This is a genomic window from Hydrogenophaga aromaticivorans (genome assembly GCF_013387465.1).
GTDB classification, from domain to species: Bacteria; Pseudomonadota; Gammaproteobacteria; order Burkholderiales; family Burkholderiaceae_C; genus Hydrogenophaga; species Hydrogenophaga aromaticivorans.
Map to the genome: position 1 here is coordinate 62,541 of NZ_VYGV01000028.1, position 25,780 is coordinate 88,320.

A 25,780-nucleotide genomic window follows, 5' to 3' on the forward strand; every position below is an offset into this window, starting at 1 on the left:
GGCAAGGGGTGCTGTGGGTCAGGCCGCCGCGCGGGCGATCACGCGGCCGGCGGTGTCGAACCAGTGGGCCTGCGAGGCGTCGATGTCGAGGCTCACGGTTTCGCCGGCGTGCAGGCCGGTGCGGTCGTTCTGGCGCGCCACGAACTGCGCGCCGCTGGGCGTGCTCACGTAGATCAACGTCTCGGCGCCCAGCGCCTCGACCAGGTCCACCGTGCCGGCCACGGGTGTGACACCGGTAGCGCGCACGGACACGCTCTCGGGCCGCAGGCCGATGGCGCCGCCGACGGCACCCGCAGGCGCTTGTTGCTGGATCAGCGGCGGCACCTGCTGCAGCGGCAGCACGTTCATCTGCGGCGTGCCGATGAACTGGGCCACGAACTGGTTGGCCGGGTGATCGTAGAGCTCCAGCGGCGTGCCCACCTGTTCGATGACGCCGTCGCGCAGCACCACCACGCGGTCGGCCAGGGTCATGGCTTCCACCTGGTCGTGCGTCACGTAGATGGTGGTTGCGCCGAGGTCGCGGTGCAGCTTGGCGATCTCCACGCGGGTCTGGCCGCGCAGCGCGGCGTCGAGGTTCGACAACGGTTCGTCGAACAGGAACACCTTGGGTGAGCGCACGATGGCGCGGCCGATGGCCACGCGCTGGCGCTGGCCGCCCGAGAGCTCCTTGGGGGTGCGCTGCAGGTATTGCGTGAGGTTCAGGATGCGCGCGGCGTTCTGCACCTTGTCCTCGACGATCTTCGGGTCCACCTTGGCCAGCTTGAGCGCGAAGCTCATGTTTTCGTACACGCTCATGTGCGGGTACAGCGCGTAGCTCTGGAACACCATCGCAAGGTCGCGCTTGCTCGACGGCAGGTGCGTGATGTCCTTGCCGTCCAGGGTGAGCTTGCCGCCGTCGATGTGTTCGAGGCCCGCGATCAGGCGCAGCAGCGTGGACTTGCCACAGCCCGAAGGGCCGACGAAGACGACGAACTCGCCCTGGTTGATGTTGAGGTCGATGCCTTTGATGGCGCGGTGGTCACCGAAGAACTTTTCGATGCCCTGGAGTTGCAAATAAGCCATTTGGGTTGTCCTCAAAAATCCGTTGAACCTACAGAGCAGCGAATCGCGTGCCCAGTCCAGGGCTGCCGCGGAACCGGCTTTGCCGGGCCGCCAGCAGCCGCCCCCTGGAGGGGGTCGCGCGCAGCGCGGCGGGGGTGTGCCGTCATTTGACGGCTCCGAAAGTCAAGCCCTGGACGAGTTGCTTCTGACTGAACCAGCCAAACACGACGATGGGGGCGATGGCCATGAGCGAGGCCGCGGACAGCTTGGCCCAGAACAGGCCTTCGGGGCTGGAGTAGCTGGCGATCAGCGTGGCCAGCGTGCCGGCCTTGGCGGAGCTGAGGTTGAGCGACCAGAAGGCCTCGTTCCAGCTCAGCACCAGGCACAGCAGGCCGGTGGAGGCCAGTCCGCCCATGCCCAACGGCAGCAGCACCTTGACGGCCTCCTGCCAGAGCGTGGCGCCGTCCATGCGCGCCGCTTCCAGGATTTCGTTCGGAATCTCCTTGAACGACGAGTACAGCATCCACACCATGATGGGCAGGTTGGACAGCGTGAACACGATGATCAGGCCGAGCTGCGTGTCGAGCAGCGAACTCTTCTGGGCCAGCACGTAGATGGGCACCAGCGCGCCCACGGAGGGCATCATCTTGGTCGACAGCATCCACATCAGGATGTCCTTGTCGCGCTTGCCCTTGTGGAAGGCCATGGCGTAGGCGGCTGGCGCGGCGATGGCCAGGCCCAGCAGCGTGGACACCACGCTGGTGACCACCGAGTTCCAGGCGTAGTGCAGGTAGTCGCTGCGTTCCTGCACCTCGTGGAAGTTCTCCAGCGTGGGGCTGAAGAACAGCTCGGGCGGCACCGCGATGGCCTGCAGCTCGGTCTTGAAAGCCGTCAGCAACAGCCAGCCGAGCGGGAAGAACAGCAGCAGGGCGACGGCCCAGGCGGCGACGGTGCGCACCGCGTAGGCGGGCGTGAAAGTGGATTGGCGTGCCATGGGGGTGGGCCTTATTTGTCGAGGTTCTTGCCGACCATGCGAATCAGGAAGATCGCGGCGATGTTGGCCAGCAGCACGGCGAACAACGCACCGGCCGAGGCCACGCCGGCGTCGAAGTTGAGCAGGGCCTGCTTGAAGATCAGGAAGGCGACGTTGGTGCTCGCGTCACCCGGGCCGCCACCGGTGGTGGTGTAGATCTCTGCGAACACGCTGAGCAAAAAGATCAGCTCGATCATCACGACCACGGCCACCGAGCGGCCGAGGTGTGGGATGTAGAGGTAACGCAGTTGCTGGCCATAGGTGGCGCCGTCCATGCGCGCGGCTTCGAGCTGTTCGCGGTCCATGCTCTGCAGCGCCGTCATGAAGATCAACGTGGCAAAGGGCAGCCACTGCCACGACACCATGATGATCACGGAGAGCAGCGGGAAGTCGGTCAGCCAGTCCACCGGCGTGGCGCCGAAGAAGGTCCAGACCTGCGCCAGCACGCCGTAGATGGGGTTCATCATCATGTTCTTCCACATCAGCGCGTTGACCGTGGGCATGACGAAAAAGGGCGAGATCAGCAGCACGCGCACCAGGCCCCGGCCGGCAAACGGTTCGTTGATCAGCAGGGCGATCAGCACGCCCATGATCACGGTGATCAGGATCACGCTGCCCAGCAGCAGCACCGTGTTGATCACCGAGGTGGTGAACGACGGGTCGGTGACGAAGTACTCGAAGTTCTCCAGGCCGGCGAACCCGGTCACATCCGGCTGCAACAGGTTGTAGCGGATGAGGGAGAAGTAGATCGTCATCACCAGCGGCACGATCATCCAGAGGAAGAGCGTGGCCACGGCGGGCGTGAGCAGCAGTCGGGGGAGCAGTCGGTTCATGGGGAGACCCTGGAGGCGACAAAAACGAACGGAAGGCGTTTGGCTTCAAAACTCCCTCCCCCGCTGGGGGAGGGTAGGGGTGGGGGCCGGTTCGGCGCCCATGGTTGTCGCCGACAGGGCTGCTGCTGGCGTGCCCCCACCCCAGCCCTCCCCCAGAGGGGGAGGGGGTCTTTCGCGGACCGGCTTACTTGTAGTAGCCGGCTTTCTTCATCTCCCGCTCGGCCGCCACCTGGCCAGCCTTCAAAGCCGCATCCACGCTGGTCTTGCCGGCCAGCGCAGCGCTCATCTGCTGGCCCACCGCGATACCGATGGACTGGAACTCCGGAATGGCCGCGAACTGCACGCCGGTGTACGGGCTCTTGGGCAGCGTGCTGTCGTTCGGGTTGGCCGATTCGATGGCCTTCAGCTCAGCCGAAGCGAAGCGCGCGGCCTTCTGGAAGTCGGCGCTGGCGTAGGTGCTCTTGCGGGTGCCGGTCGGCACGTTGGCCCAGCCATTGGTCTTGGCCACCAGCTGGATGTAGTCCTTGCTGGTGGCCCAGCTCACGAACTTCTGTGCAGCGTCCACCTTCTTCGAACCGGCGGGGATCGCCAGGTTCCAGGACCACAGCCAGTTCGCGCCCTTGGGCGTCACTTGCGTGGGCGCCTGGGCGAAGGCCATCTGGTCGGCGACTTTCGACTGCTTGGGATCGCTCACGAACGAGGCGGCGATGGTGGCGTCGATCCACATGCCGCACTTGCCCGAGTTGGTCAGGGCCAGGATCTCGTTGAAGCTGTTGGCGCTGGAGCCGGGCGGGCCGTAGTTCTTCAGCAGGTCGACGTAGAACGTGATGGCGTCTTTCCAGGGCTTGCTTTCCAGCTGCGGCTTCCAGCTCATGTCGAACCACTGGCCGCCGAAGGTGTTCACCAGCGTGGACAGAAAGGCCATGTTGTCGCCCCAGCCCGGCTTGCCGCGCAGGCAGATGCCGTAGACGCCGGCCGCCGGGTTGTGGATCTTCTTGGCCAGGTCGGCGACCTGCGTCCAGGTGGGGCGCTCGGGCACGGTCACACCGACCTTGTCGGCCAGGTCCTTGCGGTACATCAGCATCGAGCTTTCGCCGTAGAACGGGGCCGCGTAGAGCTTGCCCCCCACCGTCAGGCCGCCGCGCACGGCGGGCAGCAGGTCGTCCACGTCGTAGGCGGCGTCGGTCTTGAGCTCGGTGAGCCAGCCCTTCTTGCCCCAGATCGGCGCTTCGTACATGCCGATGGTCATGATGTCGAACTGGCCGCCCTTGGTGGCGATGTCGGTCGTCACGCGCTGGCGCAGCACGCCTTCTTCCAGCGTCACCCACTTGAGCTTGATGTCGGGGTTGGCGGCTTCGAAGTTCTTGCCGAGTTTCTGCATCTCGATCATGTGGCCGTTGTTCACGGTGGCGATCACGAGTTCGGTGGCGGCGTGCGCCATGCCGGCGCTCAGCAGCGCGGCGGTGAGGACAGAGGCGAGGCGGAATTTCACGGTTTGTCTCCTGGGTGGATGGGCGGAATTTCTGGTCAACGGCTATCGGTGAACCGTGGACGAATTCTCGGTTTGATGTCAGGCACGGTTTGTACGCAAAAGGGCCTGACTTGTACTCTCTTGCATTTGAAGGCTGGGATTTACCCTAGCCAGCGGCGCAAAGTTTGTGACTTGGCCCGGAAAACCGCATTCAGCTGCTGGCGCGCAGCATCAGTTCGAACCCCAGATCGATCGAGTGCGCCGGTGGCGTCTCGCCGCGCATGAGGGCCAGCAGCAGGCGCGCGCTGGCCTCGCCGATGGCTTCGCGCGGCGTGCGCACCGTGGTCAGCGGCGGCAGCATCTGGTCGCTGCCCGAGAGGTCGTTGAAGCCCGCCACCGCCACGCGCTGCGGCACCGCCACACCCAGGCGCAGCGCCGCGAGCAGGCCGCCTTGTGCCAGGTCGTCGTTGCAGAAGAAGACCGCGTCGCAGTCGGGGTGCTCGCGCAGCAGGTCCTCGAACAGCACGCTGCCGAGCGCCATGGACGAGGGCAGGGGGCTGAGCAGTTCCAGCCCGGCGTCGTACAGGCCGTGTTGGCGCAGGCAGGCGCGGTAGCCCTCGGCGCGCTGCAGCGTGCGCGGGTCGAGCTGCGCGGCGACGAAGGCGATGCGCTTGTGGCCGCGCTGCACCAGGTGTTCGGTGATGGCCTGGCCCGCGGCGTGCTGCGAGAAGCCCACGCAGTACACGCCGGGCGTGTTGCCCAGTTCCATCACGTGCACGCAGGGCACACCGCTGCCCTCGATGAGCGCGCGCGTGGTGGCGCTGTGGTCGGTGCCGGTGACCAGCAGGCCGGCGGGGCGGTGCTGCAGCTGCTCGCGCAGCAGCTGCTCTTCTTCGTCCGGGTTGTAGTGGGTGATGCCGATCAGCGTCTGGTAGCCCGCCGGGCGCAACGTGCGCTGCACGGCTTCGAGCAGGTCCACAAACAGCGCGTTGGAGAGCATGGGAATGAGCACCGCCACGTGTGAACTGTGGCGCGAGGCGAGCGCGCGCGCCGCCGGGTCGGGCGTGTAGCGCAGCTGGCTGGCGGCTTCCTTGACGCGTTCGGCGAGCGCCGGGTCCACCGTGCGTTCGCCGCGCAGCGCGCGCGACACGGTGATCGGGCTGACACCGGCCAGCGCGGCCACGTCGGACAGGGTGACGCGGCCGGTGGCACGGGGGCGGGCGGTGGGGGTGGGCGTCGGCATCAGGGTAAATACGGGTGTCGGATGGGGGAAGTGTTGCCTAAGATAGCGCTATCTCATTCGCAAGTCCAGCCCTGAAAACCCGTAGACGGGTGCCCGGCTGGCCGGACAAAGGGGCTCAACCCCCACCGAGTGCAAACGCCGGTCTGGACGCCAGACCGTTTTTTCAACCTCGCGAAGATAGCGCTATCTCAAGCATGAATCCCGACATCAATGCATCGCTGGTGATCATGGGCGTGGCCGGCTGCGGCAAGTCCAGCCTGGGTGCGGCGCTGGCCGAACGCCTCGGTTTCGAGCTGATCGAAGGCGACGACCACCACAGCCCAGGCAACCGCGACAAGATGCGCCAGGGCACCCCGCTCACCGACGCCGACCGCGACGGCTGGCTCACCACGCTGGCCGGCCTGCTGGCGCAGCACCCGGGCGGCGCCGTGCTCACCTGCTCGGCACTGCGCCGTGCCTACCGCGAGCGCCTGCGTGCCGCGGCACCGGGCCTGCGCTTCGTGTTCCTGGACCTCACGCCCGCGCTGGCGCAGCAGCGCGTCTCGGCGCGTTCGGCCCACTTCTTCTCCAGTTCGCTGGTGGACAGCCAGTTCGCCACGCTGGAGTCCCCCGTGGGCGAGCCCGGCGTGTTGCGCGTGGACGCCGCCGCCCCGCTGACCCAGCTGGTGGACGAAGCGGTCGCCTGGTGCCACGCCACCGCCACCCCCCACAACCCGGAGGCTGCATGAACGCACCCGACAACACCCTGCACCCGATGCAGCGCATCGTCCACACCCTCATGGCCACCTGCCTCGCAGTGATGGCCACCGCCGTCTTCCTCAACGTGGTGCTGCGCTACGGCTTTGGCAGCAGCGTCCCTGCCAGCGAAGAACTTTCGCGCCTGCTGTTCGTGTGGATGGTGTTCCTGGGTGCCGCCGCGGCCTACCCGGCGGGCGAACACATGGCCTTCACCAGCCTGATCGGCCTGCTGCGCCATCGCCCGGCGCTGTTTGCCGTCGCCACGCTGGTGATCCGCCTGCTGGTGCTGCTGGCCAGCGTATTGCTGGGGCGCGGTGCCTGGCAGCAGGTGGTGGTGGGCATGGACAGCACCTCGGTGGTGCTGGGCTACCCGGTGGGCCTGTTGCCGCTGCCGGCGCTGCTGTGCGCCGTGGCCATTGGCGCCACCGCGCTGTGGGAAATCGCGCAGCGCAAACCGCTTGACCTCGGTCACAGCGCGGAAGTGGAGTGATCTGATGAGCCTCGAAGCACAAGCCTTCATCGTTTTCGTTCTCGGCATGCTGGTGCTCATGGGCATCGGCATGAACATGGCCTTTGCCCTGCTGCTCACCGGCGCCGCCATGGCCTGGGTGATGGACTTCTGGGACACCCAGCTGCTGGCGCAGAACATGGTGGCCGGCGTGGACAGCTTTCCGCTGCTCGCCGTGCCCTTCTTCATCCTGGCTGGCGAGCTGATGAACAGCGGCGGCATCAGCCGGCGCATCATCGAAATGGCGCAGACCTGGGTCGGCCACATCCGCGGCGGGCTGGGCTTCGTCGCCATCGGCGCGGCGGTGCTCATGGCCAGCATGAGCGGCTCGGCGCTGGCCGACACCGCGGCGCTCGCCACCATCCTGCTGCCCATGATGCGCGAGCACGGTTACCCCATGCACCGTTCGGCCGGGTTGATCGCCTCGGGCGGCATCATCGCGCCCATCATCCCGCCGTCCATGCCGTTCATCATCTACGGCGTCACCACCAACACCTCGATCTCGGCGCTGTTCCTCTCGGGCATCGTGCCCGGCCTGATGATGGGCGCCGCGCTCATCGTCACCTGGAAGATCGTGCTCAGGGGCATGGACCTGCAGGACAACCCGCCGGTACCCATGAGCGGGCGCCTGCGCGCCACGGGCCGGGCGGTGTGGGCGCTGCTCATGCCGCTGATCATCATCGGCGGCATGAAGAGCGGCGTCTTCACGCCCACCGAAGCCGCCGTCGTGGCCGCGTTCTACGCGCTGGTGGTGTCGCTGTTCATCCACCGCGAGATGAAGATCTCGGCGCTGCACGGCGTGCTGGTGCGGGCCGCCAAGACCACCGCGGTGGTGATGTTCCTCTGTGCCGGCGCCCAGGTGGCGAGCTACATGATCACCCTGGCCGACCTGCCGGGCGTGCTCGGCGGCTGGCTCGGCCCGCTGGTGGAGAACCCGCGCCTGCTGATGGCCGTGATGATGATCGTGCTGGTGCTGATCGGCACCGCGCTCGACCTCACGCCCACCATCCTGATCTTCGCGCCGGTGATGCTGCCCATCGCCGTGAAGGCCGGCATCGACCCGGTGTACTTCGGCCTGATGTTCGTGCTCAACGGCGCCATCGGCCTCATCACGCCGCCGGTGGGCACCGTGCTCAACGTGGTGGCCGGCGTGGGCCGCCTGCCCATGCACCAGGTGATCAAGGGCGTGAACCCCTTCCTGCTCAGCTACACGCTGGTGCTCGCCCTGTTCGTGCTCTTCCCGCAGATCGTCACCGCCCCCGTGGCGTGGATGCGCTGATTGTTCAACCCGTTCCGTTTTCACCCCAACCCAAGGAGACTGACATGTCCATGTTCCGCCGCACCCTCATCGCCGCCACCGCAGCGGCCGCCTTCGCCGCCCCCTTCGCCAGCTTCGCGCAGGACATCAAGCCGCGCCTGATCCGCTTCGGCTACGGCCTCAACGAGCAGAGCAACCAGGGCCGCGCGGCCAAGGTGTTTGCCGACGAAGTGGCCAAGGCCTCGGGCGGCAAGATGAAGATCCGCGCCATCGGCGCCGCCGCGCTCGGCCCCGACAACCAGATGCAGCAGGCCCTGATCGGCGGCGCGCAGGAAATGATGGTCGGCTCCACCGCCACGCTGGTCGGCATCAGCAAGGAAATGGCGATCTGGGACACGCCCTTCCTGTTCAGCAACACCAAGGAAGCCGACGCCGTGCTCGACGGCCCGGTGGGCCAGAAGGTGATGGACAAGCTGCAGGAAAAAGGCCTGGTCGGCCTGGTCTACTGGGAAAACGGCTTCCGCAACCTCACCAACACCAAGCGCCCGGTCACCAAGCTCGAAGACCTGGACGGCATCAAGCTGCGCGTGATGCCCAACGACGTGTACCTGGAGAGCTTCAAGATCCTCGGCGCCAACGCCGTGCCGCTGGCCTTCTCCGAGCTGTTCACCGCGCTCGAAACCAAGACCGTGGACGGCCAGGAGAACCCGTACAACACCATCCTGTCGAGCAAGTTCTACGAAGTGCAGAAGTACCTGTCGGTCACCAACCACGTGTACAGCCCCTGGATCGTGACGGTGAGCAAGAAGTACTGGGACGGCCTCTCCAAGGACGAACAGAAGGTGCTGCTGGACGCCGCCAAGAAGAGCCGCGACTTCGAGCGCCAGGACACCCGCGCCGAAGCCGCCAAGGCGCTGGCCGACCTCAAGAGCAAGGGCATGCAGATCAACGAGCTGACCCCGGCCGAGACCGCCCGCATGCGCGACAAGCTGACCAAGATCAACGCGTCCATCGCCTCCAACGTGGGCATGGACCTCTGGAAAGAGACCCAGGCCGCGGTGGCCCAGGCGCGCGGCGGCAAATAAGCCCGCCTGTCCGTTGCAGAAAGCCGGCCTTGCCCAAGGCCGGCTTTTTTGTTTTGATGGGCGCTTTCGCCCACCAGGAAACCGCCATGAACTTCCTGCACTCGCTCACCGGCTCCTTCGCCCAGCCCGCGGCCGAGAACCCGACCGTGGCGATGATCGAGGCCGCCTACCGGCACCACGGGCTCGAATGGCGCTACGTCAACTGCGAGGTGGCGCCCGAGCACCTGGCCGCGGCCGTGCGCGGCGCGCGTGCCATGGGCTGGGCCGGGTTCAACTGCTCGCTGCCACACAAGCTGACGGTGATCGAACACCTGGACGGCCTCGCGCCCTCGGCGGAGATCATCGGCGCCGTCAACACCGTGGTGATGCGTGACGGGCTGTGGATCGGCGAGAACACCGATGGCCAGGGTTTCGTGGAGGCGCTGCGCCCGGTGTGTGAGCTCGAAGGCCAGCGCGTGACGCTTTTCGGCGCCGGCGGTGCGGCGCGCGCCGTGGCCGTGGAGCTGGCGCTGGCCGGCGCTGCGCACATCACCGTGATCAACCGCTCGCGCCCGCGCGGGCAGGAGCTGGCCGACCTCGTCTGCGCCAAAACCAGCGCAACCGCCGAATACGCCCACTGGCAACCGGCCATGCCCATCCCGCCAGGCACCGGCATCGTGGTCAACGCCACGGCCATCGGCCTGTTCCCGGCCGTGGACGACCAGCTTGACATCGACTGGGCCACCCTGCGCCCCGGCATGGTGGTGGCCGACGCCATTCCCAACCCGCCGCGCACCCACCTGATCCGCACCGCCGAAGCGGCCGGCTGCACCGTGCTTGACGGCCTGGGCATGCTGGTGAACCAGGGCGCGATTGCGATCCGGCTCTGGACCGGGGTCGATGTGGACCGCGGCGTGATGCGCCGCGAGCTGGAAACCATCTTCGGCGCGGCCTGAACCCCGACCATGACCCAGATCGAACTGGCCGACGCGCAGCTCGCCGCCGTGGAGGTGGACGGCCACACCGTCACCCTGCGCCTTCCGGTGGCACCGGCCCGGTCAGCGGGCGAGGGCGCCGATGCCCGCCCGGTGGACGGGTATCTGCCAGCGGTGGTCATCTCCCTGATGCAAGCGCACCTGACCTTGGGGGCGGGCTGCGCGTTGAGTGAATGCCTGGGCGCGGTGCGCGAGGGTGACCTGGTGGTGGACGGCCTGCCCGTGCGTCAGCTGGCCGTGCCCGGCGAATGGCAGGGCACGGTGAGCCTGAGTCTGGCCCTGCGCAACGGCGCCCACCTGAGCATCAGCGCCACGGAAGCCCGCTGTACCGCGCCGGGCGGTGGGGGCTTCCGCGAATCGCTGGCCTGCTGAAGGGCACGGTGCCCCGCCTATGATCGCGGGCTGACGCACCCACCAAGACCCCCCATGGCGCACCGCATCCTGCTGCTGGAAGACGAACAGGCGATTGCCGACACGCTGCTCTACACGCTGACGAGCGAAGGCTTCGAGGTGCAACACGTGCGGCTGGTGTGCGATGCGCTGTCTGCCTTCGCGGCCCAGGCACCCGACCTCGCCATCCTCGACGTCGGTGTGCCCGACGGCAACGGCTTCGACGTCTGCCGCGCCATCCGCAAGACCAGCGAACTGCCCATCGTCTTCCTCACCGCACGCAACGAAGAGATCGACCGCATCCTCGGCCTGGAACTGGGTGCAGACGACTACGTGAGCAAACCGTTTTCGCCGCGCGAAGTCTGCGCCCGGGTGCGCGCCATCCTGCGGCGCAGTGCCGCGCGGCCCGCCTCGCCGGCGATCGAAACGGCGCCGCTGCAGCTGGACGAAACCGCCCAGCGCATCCGCTGCGGCGGTCAGCCGCTCGCGCTCACGCGCTACGAATACCTGCTGCTCGCCACGCTGCTCAAACGCCCGCAGCGCATCTTCTCGCGCGCCGAGCTGATGGACCTGGTCTGGGGCGACGCGCCCGACACCGCCGACCGCACGGTGGACGCGCACGTGAAGCTGCTGCGCGCCAAGCTGCGCGAGGCCGGCGCCGGCGCCGAGCTGATCCAGACGCACCGCAACATGGGCTACTCCCTCCACATCTGAATGCGCATCGGCCTGCGTCTCCTGCTGGGTTTCTTTCTGGTGCTGGGTCTGGCGCTGTTCGTGGTGCTGCGCATCTTTCTCGAAGAGGTGAAACCAGGCACGCGCCTGGCCATGGAAGACAGCCTGGTGGACGCGGCCTATGCGTTGGCCCAACTGGCCGCGCCCGACATGAAGGCCGGCACCATCGCCACGGGTGGTTTTGCGCAGGCGATGACGGCGCTACCGTCGCTCAAACCCGACGCCGACATCTGGGGCTTCCAGAAAAATCAGATTCACACCCGCATCACCGTCACCGACGCGCGCGGCACCGTGGTGTTCGACAGCCGCGGGCAGGACCTGGGCCAGGACCACTCGCGCTGGAACGATGTGTACAAGACACTGCGCGGCGAATACGGCGCGCGCTCCAGCGGTGAGAACCCGGGCGACACCGACCAGACCGTGATGCACGTGGCCGCGCCCATCCGCGATGGCGAGCGGATCATCGGCGTGCTGACCGTGGCGCGGCCCAACCACACGCTGGAGCCCTACATCCAGCGCAGCCGCGACCGCATCCTGCACTGGTCCTGGGGTCTGCTCGGTTTCTCGCTGGCGATTGGCCTGCTGTTCACCTGGTGGATGGCCAGCTCGCTCTCGCGCCTGCGCGGCTACGCCAACGCCGTCGCGCGCGGCGAGCGTGCCGAGCTGCCGCGCATGGGGCGGCTCTCGGGCAACACCGAGTTCAGCGACCTGGCGCAGGCGGTGGAGCGCATGCGCCTGAAGCTCGAAGACAAGGCCTATGTCGAGAACTACGTGCACACGCTCACGCACGAGCTGAAAAGCCCGCTGGCCGCCATCCGCGGCGCGGCCGAGCTGCTGCAGGAGCCGCTGCCCGAGGCCGAGCGCGAGCGCTTCACCGCCAACATCGAGCGCCAGACCGAGCGCTTGCAGCAGCTGATTGACCGCCTGTTGGCGCTGGCCGATGTGGAGCAGATGCGCGGGCTGGACGCGGTGGAGCCGGTGGACCTCGCGGCACTCACGCGCGAGCTGATGCACACCGCCGAGCCGCGCACCCGGCGCAAGGGGCTGCGCATGATCGACGAGCTGGGGGAGGGCGGGGTGGTGCAGGGCAACCGCTTCCTGATCGCGCAGGCGCTGCAGAACCTGCTGGACAACGCCATCGATTTTTCCCCCCAGGGCGGCGCGCTCACGCTGCGGCTGCAGCGGGAGGGCGATCGGCTGAACTGGTCGGTGCGCGACGAAGGCCCGGGCGTGCCCGATTACGCGATGGGCCGCATCTTCGAGCGCTTCTATTCGCTGCCGCGCAGCGACACGCAGGACAAGAGCTCTGGCCTCGGGCTGTGCCTCGTCAAGGAGGTGAGCGACCTGCACGGCGGTGAAGTCTGCGTGGAGAACGTGGAAAGCCCGCGCGGCTGCCTGGCCACCTGGCGCCTGCCGGCCTGATCCGCACGGCAAAGGCCTGCCCAGCGGCCTGGGCTGGCGCCACCGCCCCATCTTTTTTGTGAGCGTTTGTAGCTGGAAAAAAGTCGCTCCAGACGCCGATGCTCAGGCGTACCGTGCGGGTCCGGCCGTGGTCCGGTGGGTATCCAGGCCATCGCATCGGGATGGACGCCCAAAGGTCCCCCAAACGGAGGATTCACGCGCCAAGGCACGGGCATACCATTCGCGCCCCGGGAAGACATCGCCACAGCGCGCGCTCCCGGCACAACGGCGGACGATCGACAGCAGCACTGCATTGGGAACTGGTCGTTGGGACGCAGCCAGTCGCCCACGTGAATCTGCCACCCCATGTCTGAGCGGACCAGGTCCGCGCTTGCCAAGGAGTTTCATGATGGACCACAAGCACCACGCCCGCAGCCACGGGTACAGCACCGACAACGCCAACCCCACCCGCAGCAACCTGCAAAAGCCCGGCCGCTTTGGCCTGCTTTTTCCGGAGCTCGCCGCCGTGCCCTGGACCACCGGCAATCCGGCCCAGGACGATGTCATCCTGCGGGAACTGGGCGCGGCCATGCACGTGGCCGACCGCAAGGACGGCGTCATTCCCGCCGGCTTCACCTACTTCGGCCAGTTCGTCGACCACGACATGACGTTCGATCCCACCAGCCTGGGCGAGAACGCGGTGGATGTGGACGATCTCGTCAATTTCCGCACGCCGGCGCTGGACCTGGACAGCGTGTACGGCTCGGGTCCACGCGACCAACCCTACCTGTACCAGCGCGCCACCACCACCGCCTCGGCGCAGATGCTGGTGGGTCCGGCGCAGACCGTTCCCCCGGCCGCACCCGGTGGCGGTGATGCCCAGGTGCAGGCACTGGACGGCCAGCTCTATGACCTTCCCCGTGTGGCCGACGGTCTTTCTGAAAGGACGGCCGTGCTGGGTGACAAGCGCAACGACGAGAACCTCATCGTGGCGCAGCTTCATCGCACCATGCTGCACTTTCACAACGCGGTCAGCCTGAAGTTCCCCGAGCTCTCGTTTGCCGATGTGCGCAAGGTGGTGACGCACCACTACCAGCAAATCGTCCTGCACGAGTTCCTGCCGGCGGTGGCGGGTGCCCAGAATGTGAACAACGCGCTCCAGGCGTTGAAGTACTACCTGATCGGCCCGGGCTATCTGGCCAGTTCGCCTTACATGCCGCTGGAGTTTTCGGGTGCCGCCTACCGGTTCGGCCACAGCATGGTTCGCCCCGCCTACAACTTCAACAAGGTGTTCAACTTTGCCGCCGGACCCCAGCTCGCGGACTTCCGGCTGGCCTTCACCTTCACGGGTGATGGCGGCTTTCTCGGCGGCACGCGCTACCCGACCAACTGGTTGCTCGATTGGCGACAGATGTTCGATGGGCTGGGCGCCCCGGCGCAGCGGGCCTTTGCCATCGACGCCGCGCTCACCGACCGCCTGCGCATCGGCAACGCCGCCGACTCGCCGTTCCTGGCGCAACTCAACCTGGTGCGCGGCGCCAAACACTACAAACTGCCCTCCGGCCAGGCGGTGGCCGCGCGCATGGGCATCGCACCACTGACAGCCGAACAGCTGGAAACCGGCACCGCAGGCGCCGTGGTCAAGCAACACCAGCTGGCCCATCAGACGCCGCTGTGGTTCTACATCCTGAAAGAAGCCGAAGTGCTGGAGGGTGGCAAACACCTGGGCCCGATCGGAGGCACCATCGTCGCGGAGGTGATCGTGGGCCTCATCAAGGACGATCCGGAAAGCGTGCTCAACGGTGGCACACCGCGCGCACTGCCCAAGTCGGGAGCCCACTTCACCATGACCGACCTGTTCAAGTTCGTCGAAAGCATGAAGGGCCAAGGCAACATCCCCGCGGCGGGCGTGATCAATCCGCTGGGCTGAACAGCTGGGGTGTTCTTGCGGGTTTTCACACCCGCTTCACACAGCCCGCGCGTGCGCCGCACGCCCGTTTTCAAGAATCGCTCCGTCTTAACCCACGGAGCGAGAAGTGAACAAATACCCCCTGATGAGCAAGCTGCTGGTCATCGGCTTTCTGATGGTCCTGCTGGCCATCCCGCTGATGATGGTGCGCGACGTGATCGCCGAGCGCAGCGCCAACCGCCACGACGCCACCGAAGAAGTGGCCCGCGCCCACGCCGGCGCGCAGACCCTCACCGGTCCCGTCATCTGGCAGCCCTACACCGAAACCTTTGTGCGCACGGTCAAGGTGGACGGCGCCATCGGCCAGACGCGCGAAGAGATGGTGACCGAGGAACGCGTGTCGATCCAGTTCCCCAAGGCGCAGGACACCCGCAGCCAGCTCGACACCGAGACGCGGCTGCGCGGCATCTTTCCGGTCACGGTCTACACCAGCCAGCACGCCGGCACCGGCCGCTTCGTGTGGACCGAGATCACCCCCCAACACCGCGGTGGCCAGCTCACGCTGGGCCAGCCGCTGCTGCTGATGGGGGTGAGTGATGCGCGGGGCCTGCTCGCCGCGCCGCAACTGCGCCTGGCCGGCAGCCCGCTGCCGGTGGGGCAGGCCCCTGCGGGCGCACCGCTGCCGCTGGCGGCCCGGCTGGACCCGGCCCGGCTCCAGCCCGGCGCCACGCTGGACTTCGATCTGAAGCTCGACCTGGCCGGCACCGGCCGCATCGGCTGGGTGCCCCTGGCCGATGAAAACAGCGTCACGCTGACCTCGCCCTGGCCGCACCCCAACTTCACCGGCGACTTCCTGCCGCGCACGCGCGCCATCAGCGCCAGCGGCTTCGAAGCCACCTGGCGCGTGCCCTCGCTCTCCAGCCAGGCGCAGGCGCAGTTCGCGCAGAAGGGCGACCGGCGGCCGCCGCTGGAGCAGTTCTCCGTGGCGCTGGAAGACCCGGTGGACGTGTACCGCCTCACCGAACGCGCCACCAAGTACGCCATGATGTTCATCATGCTCACCTTCGCCGCCTTCTTCGTGCTGGAGATGGTCAAGCGCTGGCGCATCCACCCGATGCAATACCTGATGATCGGCGCGGCGATGGTGCTGTTCTTCCTGTTGCTGCTCTCGCTCTCCGAGCACCTCGATTTCGCCTGGGCCTACCTGATCGCCAGCGCCGCCTGCATCGCGCTGCTCGCGCACTACCTGCGCCATGTGCTCGGCGGCTGGCGCGCCGGTCTGGGCATGAGCGGCTTGCTGGTGGCGCTGTACGGCGTGCTCTACGGCATCCTGGTGTCGGAAGACAACGCGCTCATGATGGGTTCGTTGCTGCTGTTCGGCGTGCTCGCCGCCATCATGGTCGCCACGCGCAAGATCGACTGGTACGGCGCCATGGGAACCCAGCTTGTAACGGATCGTGAAATGCACCAGCCGGTGCAGCCGGCCCCAGCGCAGGGGGCCGCATGAAGCCCGCCGCCTGCGCTTTGGCGGAAGACATCGAGGCCTGTCGGGCCGCCCTGTCGCAGCCAGCGCAGGGGGCGCGTGAACAGCGCCGCCAGCGCGAGCTGGCCGCCCGGCTCTTCCGCTTGCGTCTCCAGTGGCATTGGCGCACCCGGGGGGTGCCAGACGGTTCTTCGCAGGCGTGCGCCGCCTTCCGGTAGAGTACGCGACTCGGCTCCCATGCCGGATTTCCTACAAACACAGCGAGTACCTGAACGTGAACGGCCCCATTGCTCTGAATCAACTCCCCCAGAAAAACATCTTTCGCGCCGGCGACGTGTTCGTGCTGTTCGGTGAGCTTTTCGGCCGTGGCTATGCCAACGGGCTCGTCAACGAAGCGCGCCAGGCGGGCATGAGCATCATCGGCATCACCGTGGGCCGCCGCGAGGCCGACGGCACGCTGCGCCCGCTCAACGACGAAGAACTCGCCGCCGCCGAAGACAACCTGGGCGGCAAGATCATCAACGTGCCCCTGATGGCCGGTTTTGACATGGACGCGCCCGCCGGCACGCCCACGCCCACCGAAATGCTGGGCAAGCTCACCCTCAAGTCCTGGACCGAAGACAAGCTCGACTGGGACCACATTGCAAAATGCCGCGAGATCGGCGTCGAGCGCTTCAAGACCTCGCTGGCCCAGGTCATGACCACGCTCGACGGCATGATCCCCGACGGCCGCAACGTCTTCTTCGCCCACACCATGGCTGGCGGCATCCCCAAGGCCAAGGTCTTCCTCGCCATCGCCAACCGCGTCTACAAAGGCCGTGGCGAGCGCCACCAGTCTTCGCAGGTGCTGCTCGACAGCGACCTGGGCAAGCTCATCCTGCAGAACTTCGACGAAGTCTCGGCCAACACCTTTGGCCACCTCATCGAAGCCAGCGCCGCCATCCGCGAGCGTGCCGAGCGCAGCGGCGGCCAGGTCCGCTACAGCGCCTACGGCTACCACGGCACCGGCATCCTCATCGGCGATCAATACCAGTGGCAGACCTACAGCAACTACACCCAGGGCTACGCCAAGATGCGCCTGGAGCGCATCGCCCAGGCCGCCTGGGAGCAGGGCGTTCGCGCCACCGTCTTCAACTGCCCCGAGATCCGCACCAACTCGTCGGACATCTTTGCCGGCGTGGAGCTGCCCCTGTTCTCGCTGCTGCGCGCCCTGCGCAAGGAAAACGGCGGCGCCTGGGCCGAAGCCCAGTGGGCCGCCTGTGCCGGTTTGCTGAACGACGGCGAGGCCGGCCTGGCCGTGGTGATGCAGCGCATTGCCGACTTCTACGCCAGCGACGTGATGAAGGGCTACGGCGACTTCGCCGCCTGGCCCATGCCCAACAGCCAGGGCCTGGCCGACCTGATGATCGGTGCCTCTGACGACATGGTCGCGCTGCACAAAGAGCGCAGCGCGCTCATCACCGACCTGCTCAGCGCGCTCGTGATCGAAGCCTCGGGCGCCCTGATGTTCCGCGAATGTTCGGAACCCGGCGGCCCGGTGCTCTGGCTCAACCACGACATCATCGCCCGCCAGCTCAACCAGGCGCACGCCTGAGAGCAACCACGCGGGGCCGCAGCGCCCCGCGGAGAGCGCGGTCACAGCGCAGTCGGCGGGTAACATGCCCGCATGACCCGACTGCAAACCGAATACCAGCGCCTCTACCTGCCGCCCGCAGCCGGCGCAGACAACGCCGATGCCCTGGGCCTGATCGGTGCCGACGGCCGCGTCAGGGCCCTGGTGCTCGCGCTCAGCCGCCCGGCCGACTGGGACGCACTCTCGCCCCTGTGGCGCGGCGTGCAGTCCGACCTGGAACTGCCGGCCCCGGCCATCGCCGTCAACGGCGTCGACGCGTTTGAACTCTGGTTTTCATTGGCCGAACCGGTGCCGGTGGCCGAGGCGGCCGCCTTTCTGCAGGGCCTGCGCCAGCGCTACCTGGCCGACGTGAAGCCCGCGCGCCTGCGGCTCTGGCCAGACGCGGCCGTTCCCGCGGCGTCGCCAGGTCCAGCGCGCATTCCCGCCCTGCAGCCCGCCACCGGTCGCTGGTCCGCCTTTGTGGCGCCCGACCTGCCCGCGGTGTTCGGCGACGACCCCTCGCTCGATTTCCAGCCGGTGGACGACGCGCAGGCCGAGCAGCTCAGCCGCCTCGCGAGCATCCCGCCGGATGCCTGGCAGGCGGCGCAGGCGCAACTGCAGCCCGTGGCGCCTGTTGCCGCCGTGGCCACGGCGGCCCCCGCCGCGTTGTCCTTCCCGGCATCGTCGGCCGTGACCGCACACGCCGCCCTGCAAGGCCCCTACCAGGACCCACGCCGCTTCCTGCTCGACGTGATGAACGACCCCACGGTGGCGCTGGTCCTGCGCATCGACGCGGCCAAGGCCCTGTTGCCGGTTGCCGGCGCGCCGCGCTGACTGCAGCGGGGCGAGGGGCCGGCCCACAGCCTGACCACAAGCACACAATGCCCCCATGACCCACAAACCAACGACCGCCTTCCAGCCGTTGACCGGCATCTTCGAGCCGTCGGCGATCGTTCAACTGCCGGACGGGCGTTTTCTCGTGGTCGAGGACGAGAAGAGCCGCCCTTTGAGTCTGGTCACCCTGGGTGCTGACGGTGGTGTCGAGAGCACGGCGCTCACTGCCGGGCTGTTTCAGATGTTCAGCGAATTCTGGAAACTCGACGACCTCGAAGGACTGACCATCGACCGGGCAGGGCTCGTCTACGCCATCACCTCGCACTCGCGCGATGACGATGGCGGCAAGAAGAAGTCCCGTGAAAGGCTGGTCCGGTTCCGGGTTGAGGGTGCGCGGGTGGCCGACGCCAAGATCGTCGACGGCTTGAAACAGGCCCTTGTGAAGCAACATCCTGTGCTCGCGGCAGCGGCCGAGGTGCGGGACGTCAAAGGCGGTGGTGGACTCAACATCGAAGCCCTTGAAATGAGCCCGGACCAGAAGCGGCTGCTGATCGGATTCCGCAGCCCGTTGCGCGACGGCCGGGCGCTCATCGCCAGCGTCGTCAACCCCACGGCCCTCTTTGAATCGGATGAGGCACCCCGTATCGCGCCCGAGCTCGAAGAACTGGATTTGGGCGGCCAGGGCATCCGGGGCTTGTCTTATGTTCCCGCCCTGGGTGCGTATCTGGTCATTGGCGGCCCTGTTTCACGCGAACGGGCCAGCTTTGACCTGTGGCGCTGGAGCGGCGAGCCTGGTGCGCCGGCACACCGGGTCACGGTGCCCGGCTTGGGCGGCATCGAGAAGGCCGAGGGCGTGAGCCCGGCCGTCGTCGGCGGACTGGAACGGATTGTCATCGTCAGCGACGACGGCGACCGGGACGCCGGGCACTTTGCTGGCTATCTTCTGCTCGACCCGACCCAACTGCAGACGGCCTCTTGATCGATTGACGGGACCGGCGCGCCGGTATTTCAGCCGTCTGCCTGGGGCGCAGTGTTGCCGGCCGCGGCTTCATGCATCGTACGATGCAGCTCGCGTCCAGCGGGCAGGCGGGGCCATATGCGTCTGCGCAACATTCGATCGAACATCAACCTCAACTGTCACTCAGGGACCACGATGCAGATACTGACGAGCTTGCTGACTTTGATCGTTCTGGCGCGGGTGCTCGGGCATCTGTTCACCCGCTGGGGCCAGCCGGCCATCGTCGGCGAGATGCTGGCGGGCATTCTGCTCGGGCCGGCGGTGCTGGGGCTGGTCGCACCGAATCCAGCGCTGTCGGGCATAGCGTCTCTGGCGATTTTTCTGGTAGTGCTTGATGCCGGCCTAGAGATGAACTTTCAGGATGTGCAGGCAGCCATGCGCGGCCGAGGCTTCATCGTCGCCATGATTGCTTTTTTCCTGCCCTTCGGCGCGGGCGCCGCTGTGGCCTGGGCCTTCGACCTGGACCTCATGCGGACCATCTTCCTGGGACTGTGCATTTCCATCACGGCGATGCCCGTGGCGGTGAAGATGCTCGACGAAATGGGCTTGCTGCAAACCGCCATCGGGCGCTATTCGGTGTCCACCGCGGTCATCAACGACATCCTGGCGCTGTTCATCCTGGGCGTGCTGCTGGCGCTGCCGGCGCAGACAAGCTGGGCCGCGATCCTGTCCACAGGCGGTATGGTGACGCTCAAGCTGCTGGTGCTGGCGCTGGCCGTTCTGGGTATCAATGCGCTGCTCGACCTGCTGCATCGGCGTGGTATCGATGTCTCGGCGGGGCCGGAGAAGCTGGCCGCGCTGTTCGGCACCGAGGCCGTGTTCGGCATCGTCATCGTCTTCGTACTGGCCTTCGGTTCGCTCAGCGAGAGCCTGGGCTTCCACTTCGTCATCGGCGCGTTCTTCGGGGCCTTGCTGCTGGACAAGCGCCAGTTCGTGGCCGAGCGCTATGCCGACCTGCGCCGCACGCTCAGCTCGATCACAGGCGGCTTCCTCGCGCCGGTGTTCTTTGCCTACCTGGGGCTGGAGTTCCAGATCTCGGCATTGGCCGAGTTCGGTTTTGTCGCCTCGGTGCTGATCGCAGCGATCGCGTCAAAGGTGCTGGCAGGCTGGCTTGGCGGACGCGCCATCGGCATGTCCAACCGGGAGGCACTGGGCCTGGGCTTCATCCTCAACGGCCGAGGCGCGATGGAATTGGTGGTGGCCAGCATCGCGCTGGAGCGCGGCTTCATCAATCAGGGTCTGTTCTCGGTGCTGGTGCTGATGGGTGTGGTGACCACCCTGCTGGCGCCCATCTCGTTCAACGCCGCTGTCGACCGAAAGATGCGAGAACGGTACCGTGAGACCGGCCAGCTGTGAACCCATCCCCGGGCACCCCGTCCCCAAACGCAGTGGGTTTGCCTGGAATGCCAAGGTCCCTACATTGCCTGCAGCGCCAACCTGATGCGACATCACCCGGTGGAACGGAAGTTCATGGGCGTCGGCTTTTCGGATGGTCTCTATGACCGTTTGTGTCCGGGAGCACTCGGTGGTGAAGACGTGCTTGCGACCCGTTGCGGAAGTAGCCAAACACGCAAGCTGTCAGCAGAAGGGCGTCGACTCGGCCAGCATCCGGTGTACTGTTCGAGACGAAAACGCCAGCACTACTCGGAATTTCTAGCCTTGGCGTTACGTGCATCGATGGCTTTGCGCTTACCTTCTGGGATCATGCTGTACATGCTAGCGATTTGCTTTGGACGGGTTAAGCGATCGAAAGCAATGAAGTTAACTAACTCGAACAATTTGGATGCGGTATCTCTGTCGTCGCGAATATCTACTTGGCCGGGATGAACAGCCTCGTTACCTATAACGCGTACAGCATCTAACGCCTGTTGCACTTCTTCTGGAAGGCCCTTCGAGACGAGTGACGCGATACGCTGGTCGATGGTTCCTCCCTCGGCCCCTAGTTCTATGCAAACCTTTTCGACAGCCAATCGCAGTAAAGCGGCTGCCCCGCGGGGGGACTGATCAAGGATTCGGCGCGCTTCTTCATAGTCACGCTGCACGTCGTCGGAAAGATCAGGATTAGGTGATGGGCCCGTCATTATTGAGGGATAGATCAGGCGATCATGGAGCCAAATCGCTGGTTTTTCGCAGGTGTAGCAGTGACTAACAAAAATGTTTTCAAGGCTTGGGGGGCTGTATGGTGCTTGCTCGCTCTTTTTTAGAAAGGGCTCTCCGAGCAACAAACGCCGGCAATCTCGCACATAGCTGCGTGCTATGCCGACGTGTTTTTGGTCATGGCTGGCATTGGCATTTTTTTCGATAAGGTCAAGCTCTTCTGCGGAGCGGATTGCAGGAGTAGGTTTCTCCCCCGAAATTCGCCCAACGAAGGTGTTGAACCAATGCTGGGAAGCGTGTGCACCGCAATGCGGGCACGCAAATGATGTCAGTTTGATTGACGGTGCTGGCACTTGTGATTGCGACATACATTCCTCATGCTTTCAATCGACGGTAAAAACCTTCCCACCACGCAGCGCGAAAGGTGTCGCACATTGTGACTGCGCCCCAAGCGGTTTGTTCATCTATGAACGCTTCGTAGCTATGTATTTCAATGTCTGATCCTAGCCGGGACGGCCCGTTACAGGACAAGCCCGACAGCAGTCCTTGGTCATGAACCGGATCGAAGGACCGGTGTCGACGAACATGACCATCGCGAGCCGACGCTGAGCGAGCATAGGGATGATCGACCAAGAGCTGTCGGTCAAACGGCTACGGCCATGCCATGTCGCGTGAACATGGCGTGTTCAGGACAAGTAAACCGCATCGATCTGAAGCTATAGTGCTTGCAATCAATCAGCTTGCGAACATGGTCTAGAAAACTTGGGACTTAAGAGGAGGCGAATTTGTCGGAATTGTTACACCTATTCATACACCCATGATTTTTATGCAAATACTTGATGTCAAATGATTTTTCAGTCTCTGTGCTGCCACGTTATCCGACTGTCTCCGGGCATATCCGGAGATTCGGCGATTACATCAATGTTATATGACGAAGGAGAATAAGTGACCGACTCAGATCCGGGTGACCCTCTATTAGAGTGGAATCGACTAAACAAAGAAAACGCAGAGCATGGCTTTGTCTCTGGTCTATTTCAAAGCATGTCTGAAACTTCACCGCTGGTGGAAAAATTTTCCATGTGGCTACTTGCGGGCACAGGAGCGACAGCGGCTCTTTTGATTACTCAAATTGAATCAGTTTTGCCTTACCTTTCGGAGTCGGGATTCAAAATATGCCTAATAGTATTAGTTCTCTCGGCTTTGCTTGGTTTCATTGCTAAGTACTATTCGCTTCGCTGTGAAATTCAGACCAAAGTTCAATCTAAGTTTATGGAGCTCGTGAAGCCCGTACTAGATAAACATGAAAAAGACGAAGATAGAATTAAAGAGTATGCCAAACAAAAAGGCGTCACGCTTCAGACAGACATAGACCTTTCAAGGATCATGAACGAATTTTCAAGGCCATTCCCGTTTTGGGTAAAATGGCTAATATCTCGAAAAATTCAAAAGACATCCGGAGATAGGCAAGCAGGCTTCCACATCGCAGTAAAGGCATATATGTCGCAGATTCGGTGGACCTTTTTTCAAGCACTCTTGTTTATAGCTTTTATTCTAACAGCTACTTGGTATGCAAATGCAATATAACAATACGCACCAATTCGCACACTTCGTTTGCTGAACACTCGCAAGCTCGTGCCGTTGCGCTTTGAGTTGAACGACTGATTCCCCATTTGACGGTGGACCGCTCTTGGCCGGTACCCGCCGGCCACAGCATCACCACATCGACCCCTGGCGGTCCGTAGTCAGGAACAGCAGAACGCCCGCTCAGCGCGCGGCAACAGTGGCGCGCAACCGAGCAGCCTCCCAGCGCTTTTCGCGCTGCGTTCCCGACCCACGGCCTCTGCGCTGGCGATGGCTTTTCATGGTGTCCCGAGCCTCATGGCCGGGCCGCACCGCCACAACCGTTCAAAGCACGCTGAAGTCGATCACGATCGCGCCTGGCTCGCGCTGGCGGTATGCCACGGCGATGCGGTCGCCGTAGCGCTGCGCCATCTGCGACAGCAGCGGCAGGGGGTCGTGGTCGTTGGCGAATCGCATGGTCTCGCCCGGCTGCAGGCTGTCGAGCGCGCCGAAGATGGCGGCGTGCCGGAATCGTTTGGCCACGCCGCGGGCGTCGAACGGGTAGATGGCGTCGGGTGACAGGTGTGCGTGAGCTTGTGACATGTCGGTTCCTTGAGTGGACGGTGAAGGGACCCGGCGCAAGGCGCCAGGCGTCAGGCGGTGGGGGAGGGCTTGGCCTTGCTGGCGGGCTTGCGAAGGCTGCGGGGCGCCACCACCGGAGCCAGCCCCGGCGACAGGGCGCGCCCCTTGGCCGGCGCCGCTGCGGGCTCGACCATGTCGGCCAGCGTCATGCCGTCGAGTTCCTTGAAGTAGGCCCCCAGCGCGGCGTTGAACAGGCCTTTCAGGCGGCAGGTCGGCGACAGCGTGCACTGGTTGGAGCCCGGGTCGAAACACTCGACCAGGCGGAAGTCGGTCTCCGAGGCGCGCACCACGTCCCCGATGCGCAGCTGGGCCGGGTCTTTCAGCAGGCGCAGTCCACCGCCGCGGCCACGCGTGGTTTCCAGCACGCCCTGGCGGCCGAGGTCGGTGACGATCTTCATCAGGTGGTTCCTGGACACCCCATGTTGTTCGGCCAGTTCGCTGATGGTCACCATCTGATGCGGGCGGGCCGCGCAATACATCAGCACGCGCAAGGTGTAGTCGGTGTACTCGGCAAGTCGCATGAAAACCCCTAAAGAGGCACGAAGTATATTTCTTTAAAGGCAGTTTGGGTATAAGATTCATCTCACATACTTCTTATGAGGTCTTCGCAGCGGACCGACGGTCCCTGCAACGCCCACCACACCATGGCCCTCCCCACCTTGCACGCCTCGCCGCCCGAGCCCACCGCCGCGCCACAGCCCCCGGGCTGGCCGCTGCTGAGGCTGGGATTCCGGCCCTTCTACCTGGGCGCTGCGGTGTTCGCGCTGCTCGCGATTCCCCTCTGGGTGGCGCTGTTCCTGGGCCAGTGGAACCTCACAATGGTGTTGCCACCGCTGCTGTGGCACGCGCACGAAATGCTGTTCGGCTTCGCGATCGCGGTCATCCTGGGTTTCTTGCTGACCGCGGTCAAAGCCTGGACGGGGCTGGTCACGCCGCGCGGCGCCTTTCTGGGTGCCCTGGCGCTGTTGTGGCTGGCGGCCCGGGTGGCTGCCGTGACCGGGCCCTATGCGGTGTACGCCGTGCTGGACCTGGCGCTGCTGCCCCTGGTGGCCGCGGTGCTCACCCATGTGCTGCTGCGCGCGCGCAACCGGCGCAACCTGCCGCTGGCGGGGATGCTGATGCTGCTCGCGCTGGCCAACGGCTTCTTTCACCTGGGGGTGATCGGCGCCATCGAGATATCCCCGCTGACGCCGTTGTACGCCGCCCTGGCCCTGATCGTGATGATCGAGTGCGTGATCGCTGGCCGGGTGATTCCGGCCTTCACCATGAGCGCGACCCCGGGTCTGAAGCTCCAGGTGCGCGCGCCGGTGGACCGCGCCGCGCTGGCGCTCACCGCGCTGGCCTTGCTGCTGTGGGTGTTGGCGCCGGCCTCGGCGGGCTGGAACATGGTCGGTGGCCTGGCGTTTTCGCTCGCGGCGCTGGCCCAGGTGGGGCGGCTGCTGCAGTGGCGGCCTGCGCTGACGCGGCACCGCCCGATCCTGTGGATCCTGCATGCGTCTTACGCCTGGATTCCCTTCGGCCTGGCCTTGCTGGCGGCGGCCCGGTTCGGCTGGGTCGGCGTTTCAGCCGGCGTGCATGCGCTGGCGATCGGTGCCACCGCCGGTCTCATCATCGGCATGATGACCCGCACCGCCCGCGGCCACACCGGGCGCGCGCTGCAGGTGTCCCGCCCGGAGATCACGGCCTACGTGCTCGTGATGCTGGCGGCTGCGGTGCGTGTGCTGCTGCCGCTGGCCGTGCCGCAATGGCTGCCGCTGGCCCTGGTGGTGGCGGCAGCGGCCTGGTCGGTGGCGTTTGCCATCTACCTCTTCATCTACACCCCCTGGCTGCTCCAGACGCGCTTCGACGGCAAGGACGGCTGACGCTTTTTTTCATCCCGCTCCGCTTTTTCAACCCATCCCTTTTCACCCACCTCAGG

The 25,780-nt window shown here is 65.6% G+C and carries 24 protein-coding genes; 16 read left to right on the forward strand and 8 right to left on the reverse strand.

Annotated features, from left to right (window positions below; genetic code table 11):
* Positions 1–18: 18 nt before the first annotated feature.
* From F3K02_RS25560 to gntR, 5 genes are all read right to left on the reverse strand, one after another.
* Positions 19–1,062: an ABC transporter ATP-binding protein gene (locus F3K02_RS25560; RefSeq protein ID WP_177139303.1), complete on the reverse strand. Its 1,044-nt coding sequence runs from the start codon at positions 1,060–1,062 to the stop codon at positions 19–21.
* 142 nt (positions 1,063–1,204) lie between these two features.
* Positions 1,205–2,035, reverse strand: a complete 831-nt coding sequence (locus tag F3K02_RS25565) for a carbohydrate ABC transporter permease (RefSeq protein WP_177139304.1) — start codon at positions 2,033–2,035, stop codon at positions 1,205–1,207.
* Between the two features lie 11 nt (positions 2,036–2,046).
* A complete protein-coding gene (locus F3K02_RS25570; RefSeq protein ID WP_177139305.1) occupies positions 2,047–2,907 on the reverse strand; it encodes a carbohydrate ABC transporter permease in 861 nt (286 codons plus the stop codon).
* A 184-nt stretch (positions 2,908–3,091) separates the two neighbouring features.
* A complete protein-coding gene (locus F3K02_RS25575) occupies positions 3,092–4,348 on the reverse strand; it encodes an ABC transporter substrate-binding protein (protein WP_177139855.1) in 1,257 nt (418 codons plus the stop codon).
* A 241-nt stretch (positions 4,349–4,589) separates the two neighbouring features.
* A complete protein-coding gene (gene gntR, locus F3K02_RS25580; protein ID WP_177139306.1) occupies positions 4,590–5,621 on the reverse strand; it encodes an HTH-type transcriptional regulator GntR in 1,032 nt (343 codons plus the stop codon).
* 194 nt (positions 5,622–5,815) lie between these two features.
* On the opposite strand from gntR, the gene F3K02_RS25585 reads away from it, so the two are divergent.
* From F3K02_RS25585 to F3K02_RS25650, 14 genes are all read left to right on the forward strand, one after another.
* On the forward strand, positions 5,816–6,349 hold the full coding sequence (locus F3K02_RS25585) for a gluconokinase (protein WP_246309817.1): 534 nt from the start codon (positions 5,816–5,818) through the stop codon (positions 6,347–6,349).
* Positions 6,346–6,849, forward strand: coding sequence for a TRAP transporter small permease subunit (locus F3K02_RS25590; RefSeq protein ID WP_177139307.1), 504 nt, complete (start codon positions 6,346–6,348; stop codon positions 6,847–6,849). Before F3K02_RS25585 ends, F3K02_RS25590 begins: the two co-directional genes overlap by 4 nt.
* Positions 6,850–6,853: 4 nt before the next feature.
* Entirely contained in the window at positions 6,854–8,146 is a 1,293-nt protein-coding gene (locus F3K02_RS25595) for a TRAP transporter large permease (RefSeq protein ID WP_177139309.1), read from the forward strand.
* A 44-nt stretch (positions 8,147–8,190) separates the two neighbouring features.
* Complete coding sequence (locus F3K02_RS25600) at positions 8,191–9,210, forward strand: TRAP transporter substrate-binding protein (protein WP_177139312.1); 1,020 nt, start codon at positions 8,191–8,193, stop codon at positions 9,208–9,210.
* 86 nt (positions 9,211–9,296) lie between these two features.
* The gene (locus F3K02_RS25605) at positions 9,297–10,145 is read left to right on the forward strand and encodes a shikimate dehydrogenase family protein (RefSeq protein ID WP_177139314.1); all 849 of its coding nucleotides are present in this window, start codon (positions 9,297–9,299) and stop codon (positions 10,143–10,145) included.
* A gap of 9 nt (positions 10,146–10,154) precedes the next feature.
* Positions 10,155–10,556, forward strand: a complete 402-nt coding sequence (locus tag F3K02_RS25610; protein ID WP_177139316.1) for a hypothetical protein — start codon at positions 10,155–10,157, stop codon at positions 10,554–10,556.
* A gap of 54 nt (positions 10,557–10,610) precedes the next feature.
* Positions 10,611–11,288: a two-component system response regulator CreB gene (gene creB / locus F3K02_RS25615; RefSeq protein WP_177139318.1), complete on the forward strand. Its 678-nt coding sequence runs from the start codon at positions 10,611–10,613 to the stop codon at positions 11,286–11,288.
* A complete protein-coding gene (gene creC, locus F3K02_RS25620) occupies positions 11,289–12,728 on the forward strand; it encodes a two-component system sensor histidine kinase CreC (protein WP_177139320.1) in 1,440 nt (479 codons plus the stop codon).
* Positions 12,729–13,116: 388 nt separating this feature from the next.
* Entirely contained in the window at positions 13,117–14,637 is a 1,521-nt protein-coding gene (locus tag F3K02_RS25625) for a peroxidase family protein (protein WP_177139322.1), read from the forward strand.
* A gap of 106 nt (positions 14,638–14,743) precedes the next feature.
* Entirely contained in the window at positions 14,744–16,123 is a 1,380-nt protein-coding gene (gene creD, locus F3K02_RS25630) for a cell envelope integrity protein CreD (RefSeq protein ID WP_177139324.1), read from the forward strand.
* A gap of 250 nt (positions 16,124–16,373) precedes the next feature.
* A complete protein-coding gene (locus F3K02_RS25635) occupies positions 16,374–17,693 on the forward strand; it encodes an enoyl ACP reductase FabMG family protein (protein WP_177139326.1) in 1,320 nt (439 codons plus the stop codon).
* Between the two features lie 72 nt (positions 17,694–17,765).
* Positions 17,766–18,545, forward strand: a complete 780-nt coding sequence (locus tag F3K02_RS25640) for a hypothetical protein (RefSeq protein ID WP_177139328.1) — start codon at positions 17,766–17,768, stop codon at positions 18,543–18,545.
* Positions 18,546–18,600: 55 nt separating this feature from the next.
* Positions 18,601–19,524, forward strand: a complete 924-nt coding sequence (locus F3K02_RS25645; RefSeq protein WP_177139329.1) for a DUF3616 domain-containing protein — start codon at positions 18,601–18,603, stop codon at positions 19,522–19,524.
* Between the two features lie 174 nt (positions 19,525–19,698).
* Positions 19,699–20,919, forward strand: coding sequence for a cation:proton antiporter (locus F3K02_RS25650; protein ID WP_177139330.1), 1,221 nt, complete (start codon positions 19,699–19,701; stop codon positions 20,917–20,919).
* Positions 20,920–21,203: 284 nt separating this feature from the next.
* Here the strand turns inward: F3K02_RS25650 and F3K02_RS27350 are convergent, their stop codons facing one another.
* Complete coding sequence (locus F3K02_RS27350; RefSeq protein ID WP_218179586.1) at positions 21,204–22,028, reverse strand: DUF4145 domain-containing protein; 825 nt, start codon at positions 22,026–22,028, stop codon at positions 21,204–21,206.
* A gap of 577 nt (positions 22,029–22,605) precedes the next feature.
* On the opposite strand from F3K02_RS27350, the gene F3K02_RS25660 reads away from it, so the two are divergent.
* Complete coding sequence (locus F3K02_RS25660; RefSeq protein ID WP_177139332.1) at positions 22,606–23,244, forward strand: hypothetical protein; 639 nt, start codon at positions 22,606–22,608, stop codon at positions 23,242–23,244.
* Positions 23,245–23,565: 321 nt separating this feature from the next.
* Here F3K02_RS25660 and F3K02_RS25665 read toward each other — a convergent pair whose 3' ends face one another.
* Both F3K02_RS25665 and F3K02_RS25670 read right to left on the reverse strand, forming a co-directional pair.
* Complete coding sequence (locus tag F3K02_RS25665; RefSeq protein ID WP_177139334.1) at positions 23,566–23,823, reverse strand: DUF2249 domain-containing protein; 258 nt, start codon at positions 23,821–23,823, stop codon at positions 23,566–23,568.
* Positions 23,824–23,873: 50 nt separating this feature from the next.
* Positions 23,874–24,383 carry an Rrf2 family transcriptional regulator gene (locus F3K02_RS25670; RefSeq protein ID WP_177139336.1) on the reverse strand — a complete coding sequence of 170 codons (510 nt, stop codon included), beginning with the start codon at positions 24,381–24,383 and terminating at the stop codon, positions 23,874–23,876.
* A gap of 123 nt (positions 24,384–24,506) precedes the next feature.
* Here F3K02_RS25670 and F3K02_RS25675 point away from each other — a divergent pair, with 123 nt between their 5' ends.
* Positions 24,507–25,724: an NnrS family protein gene (locus F3K02_RS25675; protein ID WP_177139337.1), complete on the forward strand. Its 1,218-nt coding sequence runs from the start codon at positions 24,507–24,509 to the stop codon at positions 25,722–25,724.
* Positions 25,725–25,780 lie beyond the last annotated feature (56 nt).

Coding starts and splice junctions, on each gene's coding strand:
- F3K02_RS25645 (WP_177139329.1), top strand. CDS start 18,601: ATGACCCACAAACCAACGACCGCCTTCCAGCCGTTGACCGGCATCTTC.
- F3K02_RS25650 (WP_177139330.1), top strand. CDS start 19,699: ATGCAGATACTGACGAGCTTGCTGACTTTGATCGTTCTGGCGCGGGTG.
- F3K02_RS25665 (WP_177139334.1), bottom strand. CDS start 23,823: ATGTCACAAGCTCACGCACACCTGTCACCCGACGCCATCTACCCGTTC.
- F3K02_RS25625 (WP_177139322.1), top strand. CDS start 13,117: ATGGACCACAAGCACCACGCCCGCAGCCACGGGTACAGCACCGACAAC.
- F3K02_RS25600 (WP_177139312.1), top strand. CDS start 8,191: ATGTCCATGTTCCGCCGCACCCTCATCGCCGCCACCGCAGCGGCCGCC.
- F3K02_RS25570 (WP_177139305.1), bottom strand. CDS start 2,907: ATGAACCGACTGCTCCCCCGACTGCTGCTCACGCCCGCCGTGGCCACG.
- F3K02_RS25675 (WP_177139337.1), top strand. CDS start 24,507: ATGGCCCTCCCCACCTTGCACGCCTCGCCGCCCGAGCCCACCGCCGCG.
- F3K02_RS25595 (WP_177139309.1), top strand. CDS start 6,854: ATGAGCCTCGAAGCACAAGCCTTCATCGTTTTCGTTCTCGGCATGCTG.
- F3K02_RS25640 (WP_177139328.1), top strand. CDS start 17,766: ATGACCCGACTGCAAACCGAATACCAGCGCCTCTACCTGCCGCCCGCA.
- gntR (WP_177139306.1), bottom strand. CDS start 5,621: ATGCCGACGCCCACCCCCACCGCCCGCCCCCGTGCCACCGGCCGCGTC.
- F3K02_RS25560 (WP_177139303.1), bottom strand. CDS start 1,062: ATGGCTTATTTGCAACTCCAGGGCATCGAAAAGTTCTTCGGTGACCAC.
- F3K02_RS25670 (WP_177139336.1), bottom strand. CDS start 24,383: ATGCGACTTGCCGAGTACACCGACTACACCTTGCGCGTGCTGATGTAT.
- F3K02_RS25590 (WP_177139307.1), top strand. CDS start 6,346: ATGAACGCACCCGACAACACCCTGCACCCGATGCAGCGCATCGTCCAC.
- F3K02_RS25565 (WP_177139304.1), bottom strand. CDS start 2,035: ATGGCACGCCAATCCACTTTCACGCCCGCCTACGCGGTGCGCACCGTC.
- F3K02_RS25610 (WP_177139316.1), top strand. CDS start 10,155: ATGACCCAGATCGAACTGGCCGACGCGCAGCTCGCCGCCGTGGAGGTG.
- F3K02_RS25575 (WP_177139855.1), bottom strand. CDS start 4,348: ATGGCGCACGCCGCCACCGAACTCGTGATCGCCACCGTGAACAACGGC.
- F3K02_RS25585 (WP_246309817.1), top strand. CDS start 5,816: ATGAATCCCGACATCAATGCATCGCTGGTGATCATGGGCGTGGCCGGC.
- creB (WP_177139318.1), top strand. CDS start 10,611: ATGGCGCACCGCATCCTGCTGCTGGAAGACGAACAGGCGATTGCCGAC.
- F3K02_RS25605 (WP_177139314.1), top strand. CDS start 9,297: ATGAACTTCCTGCACTCGCTCACCGGCTCCTTCGCCCAGCCCGCGGCC.
- creC (WP_177139320.1), top strand. CDS start 11,289: ATGCGCATCGGCCTGCGTCTCCTGCTGGGTTTCTTTCTGGTGCTGGGT.
- F3K02_RS27350 (WP_218179586.1), bottom strand. CDS start 22,028: ATGTCGCAATCACAAGTGCCAGCACCGTCAATCAAACTGACATCATTT.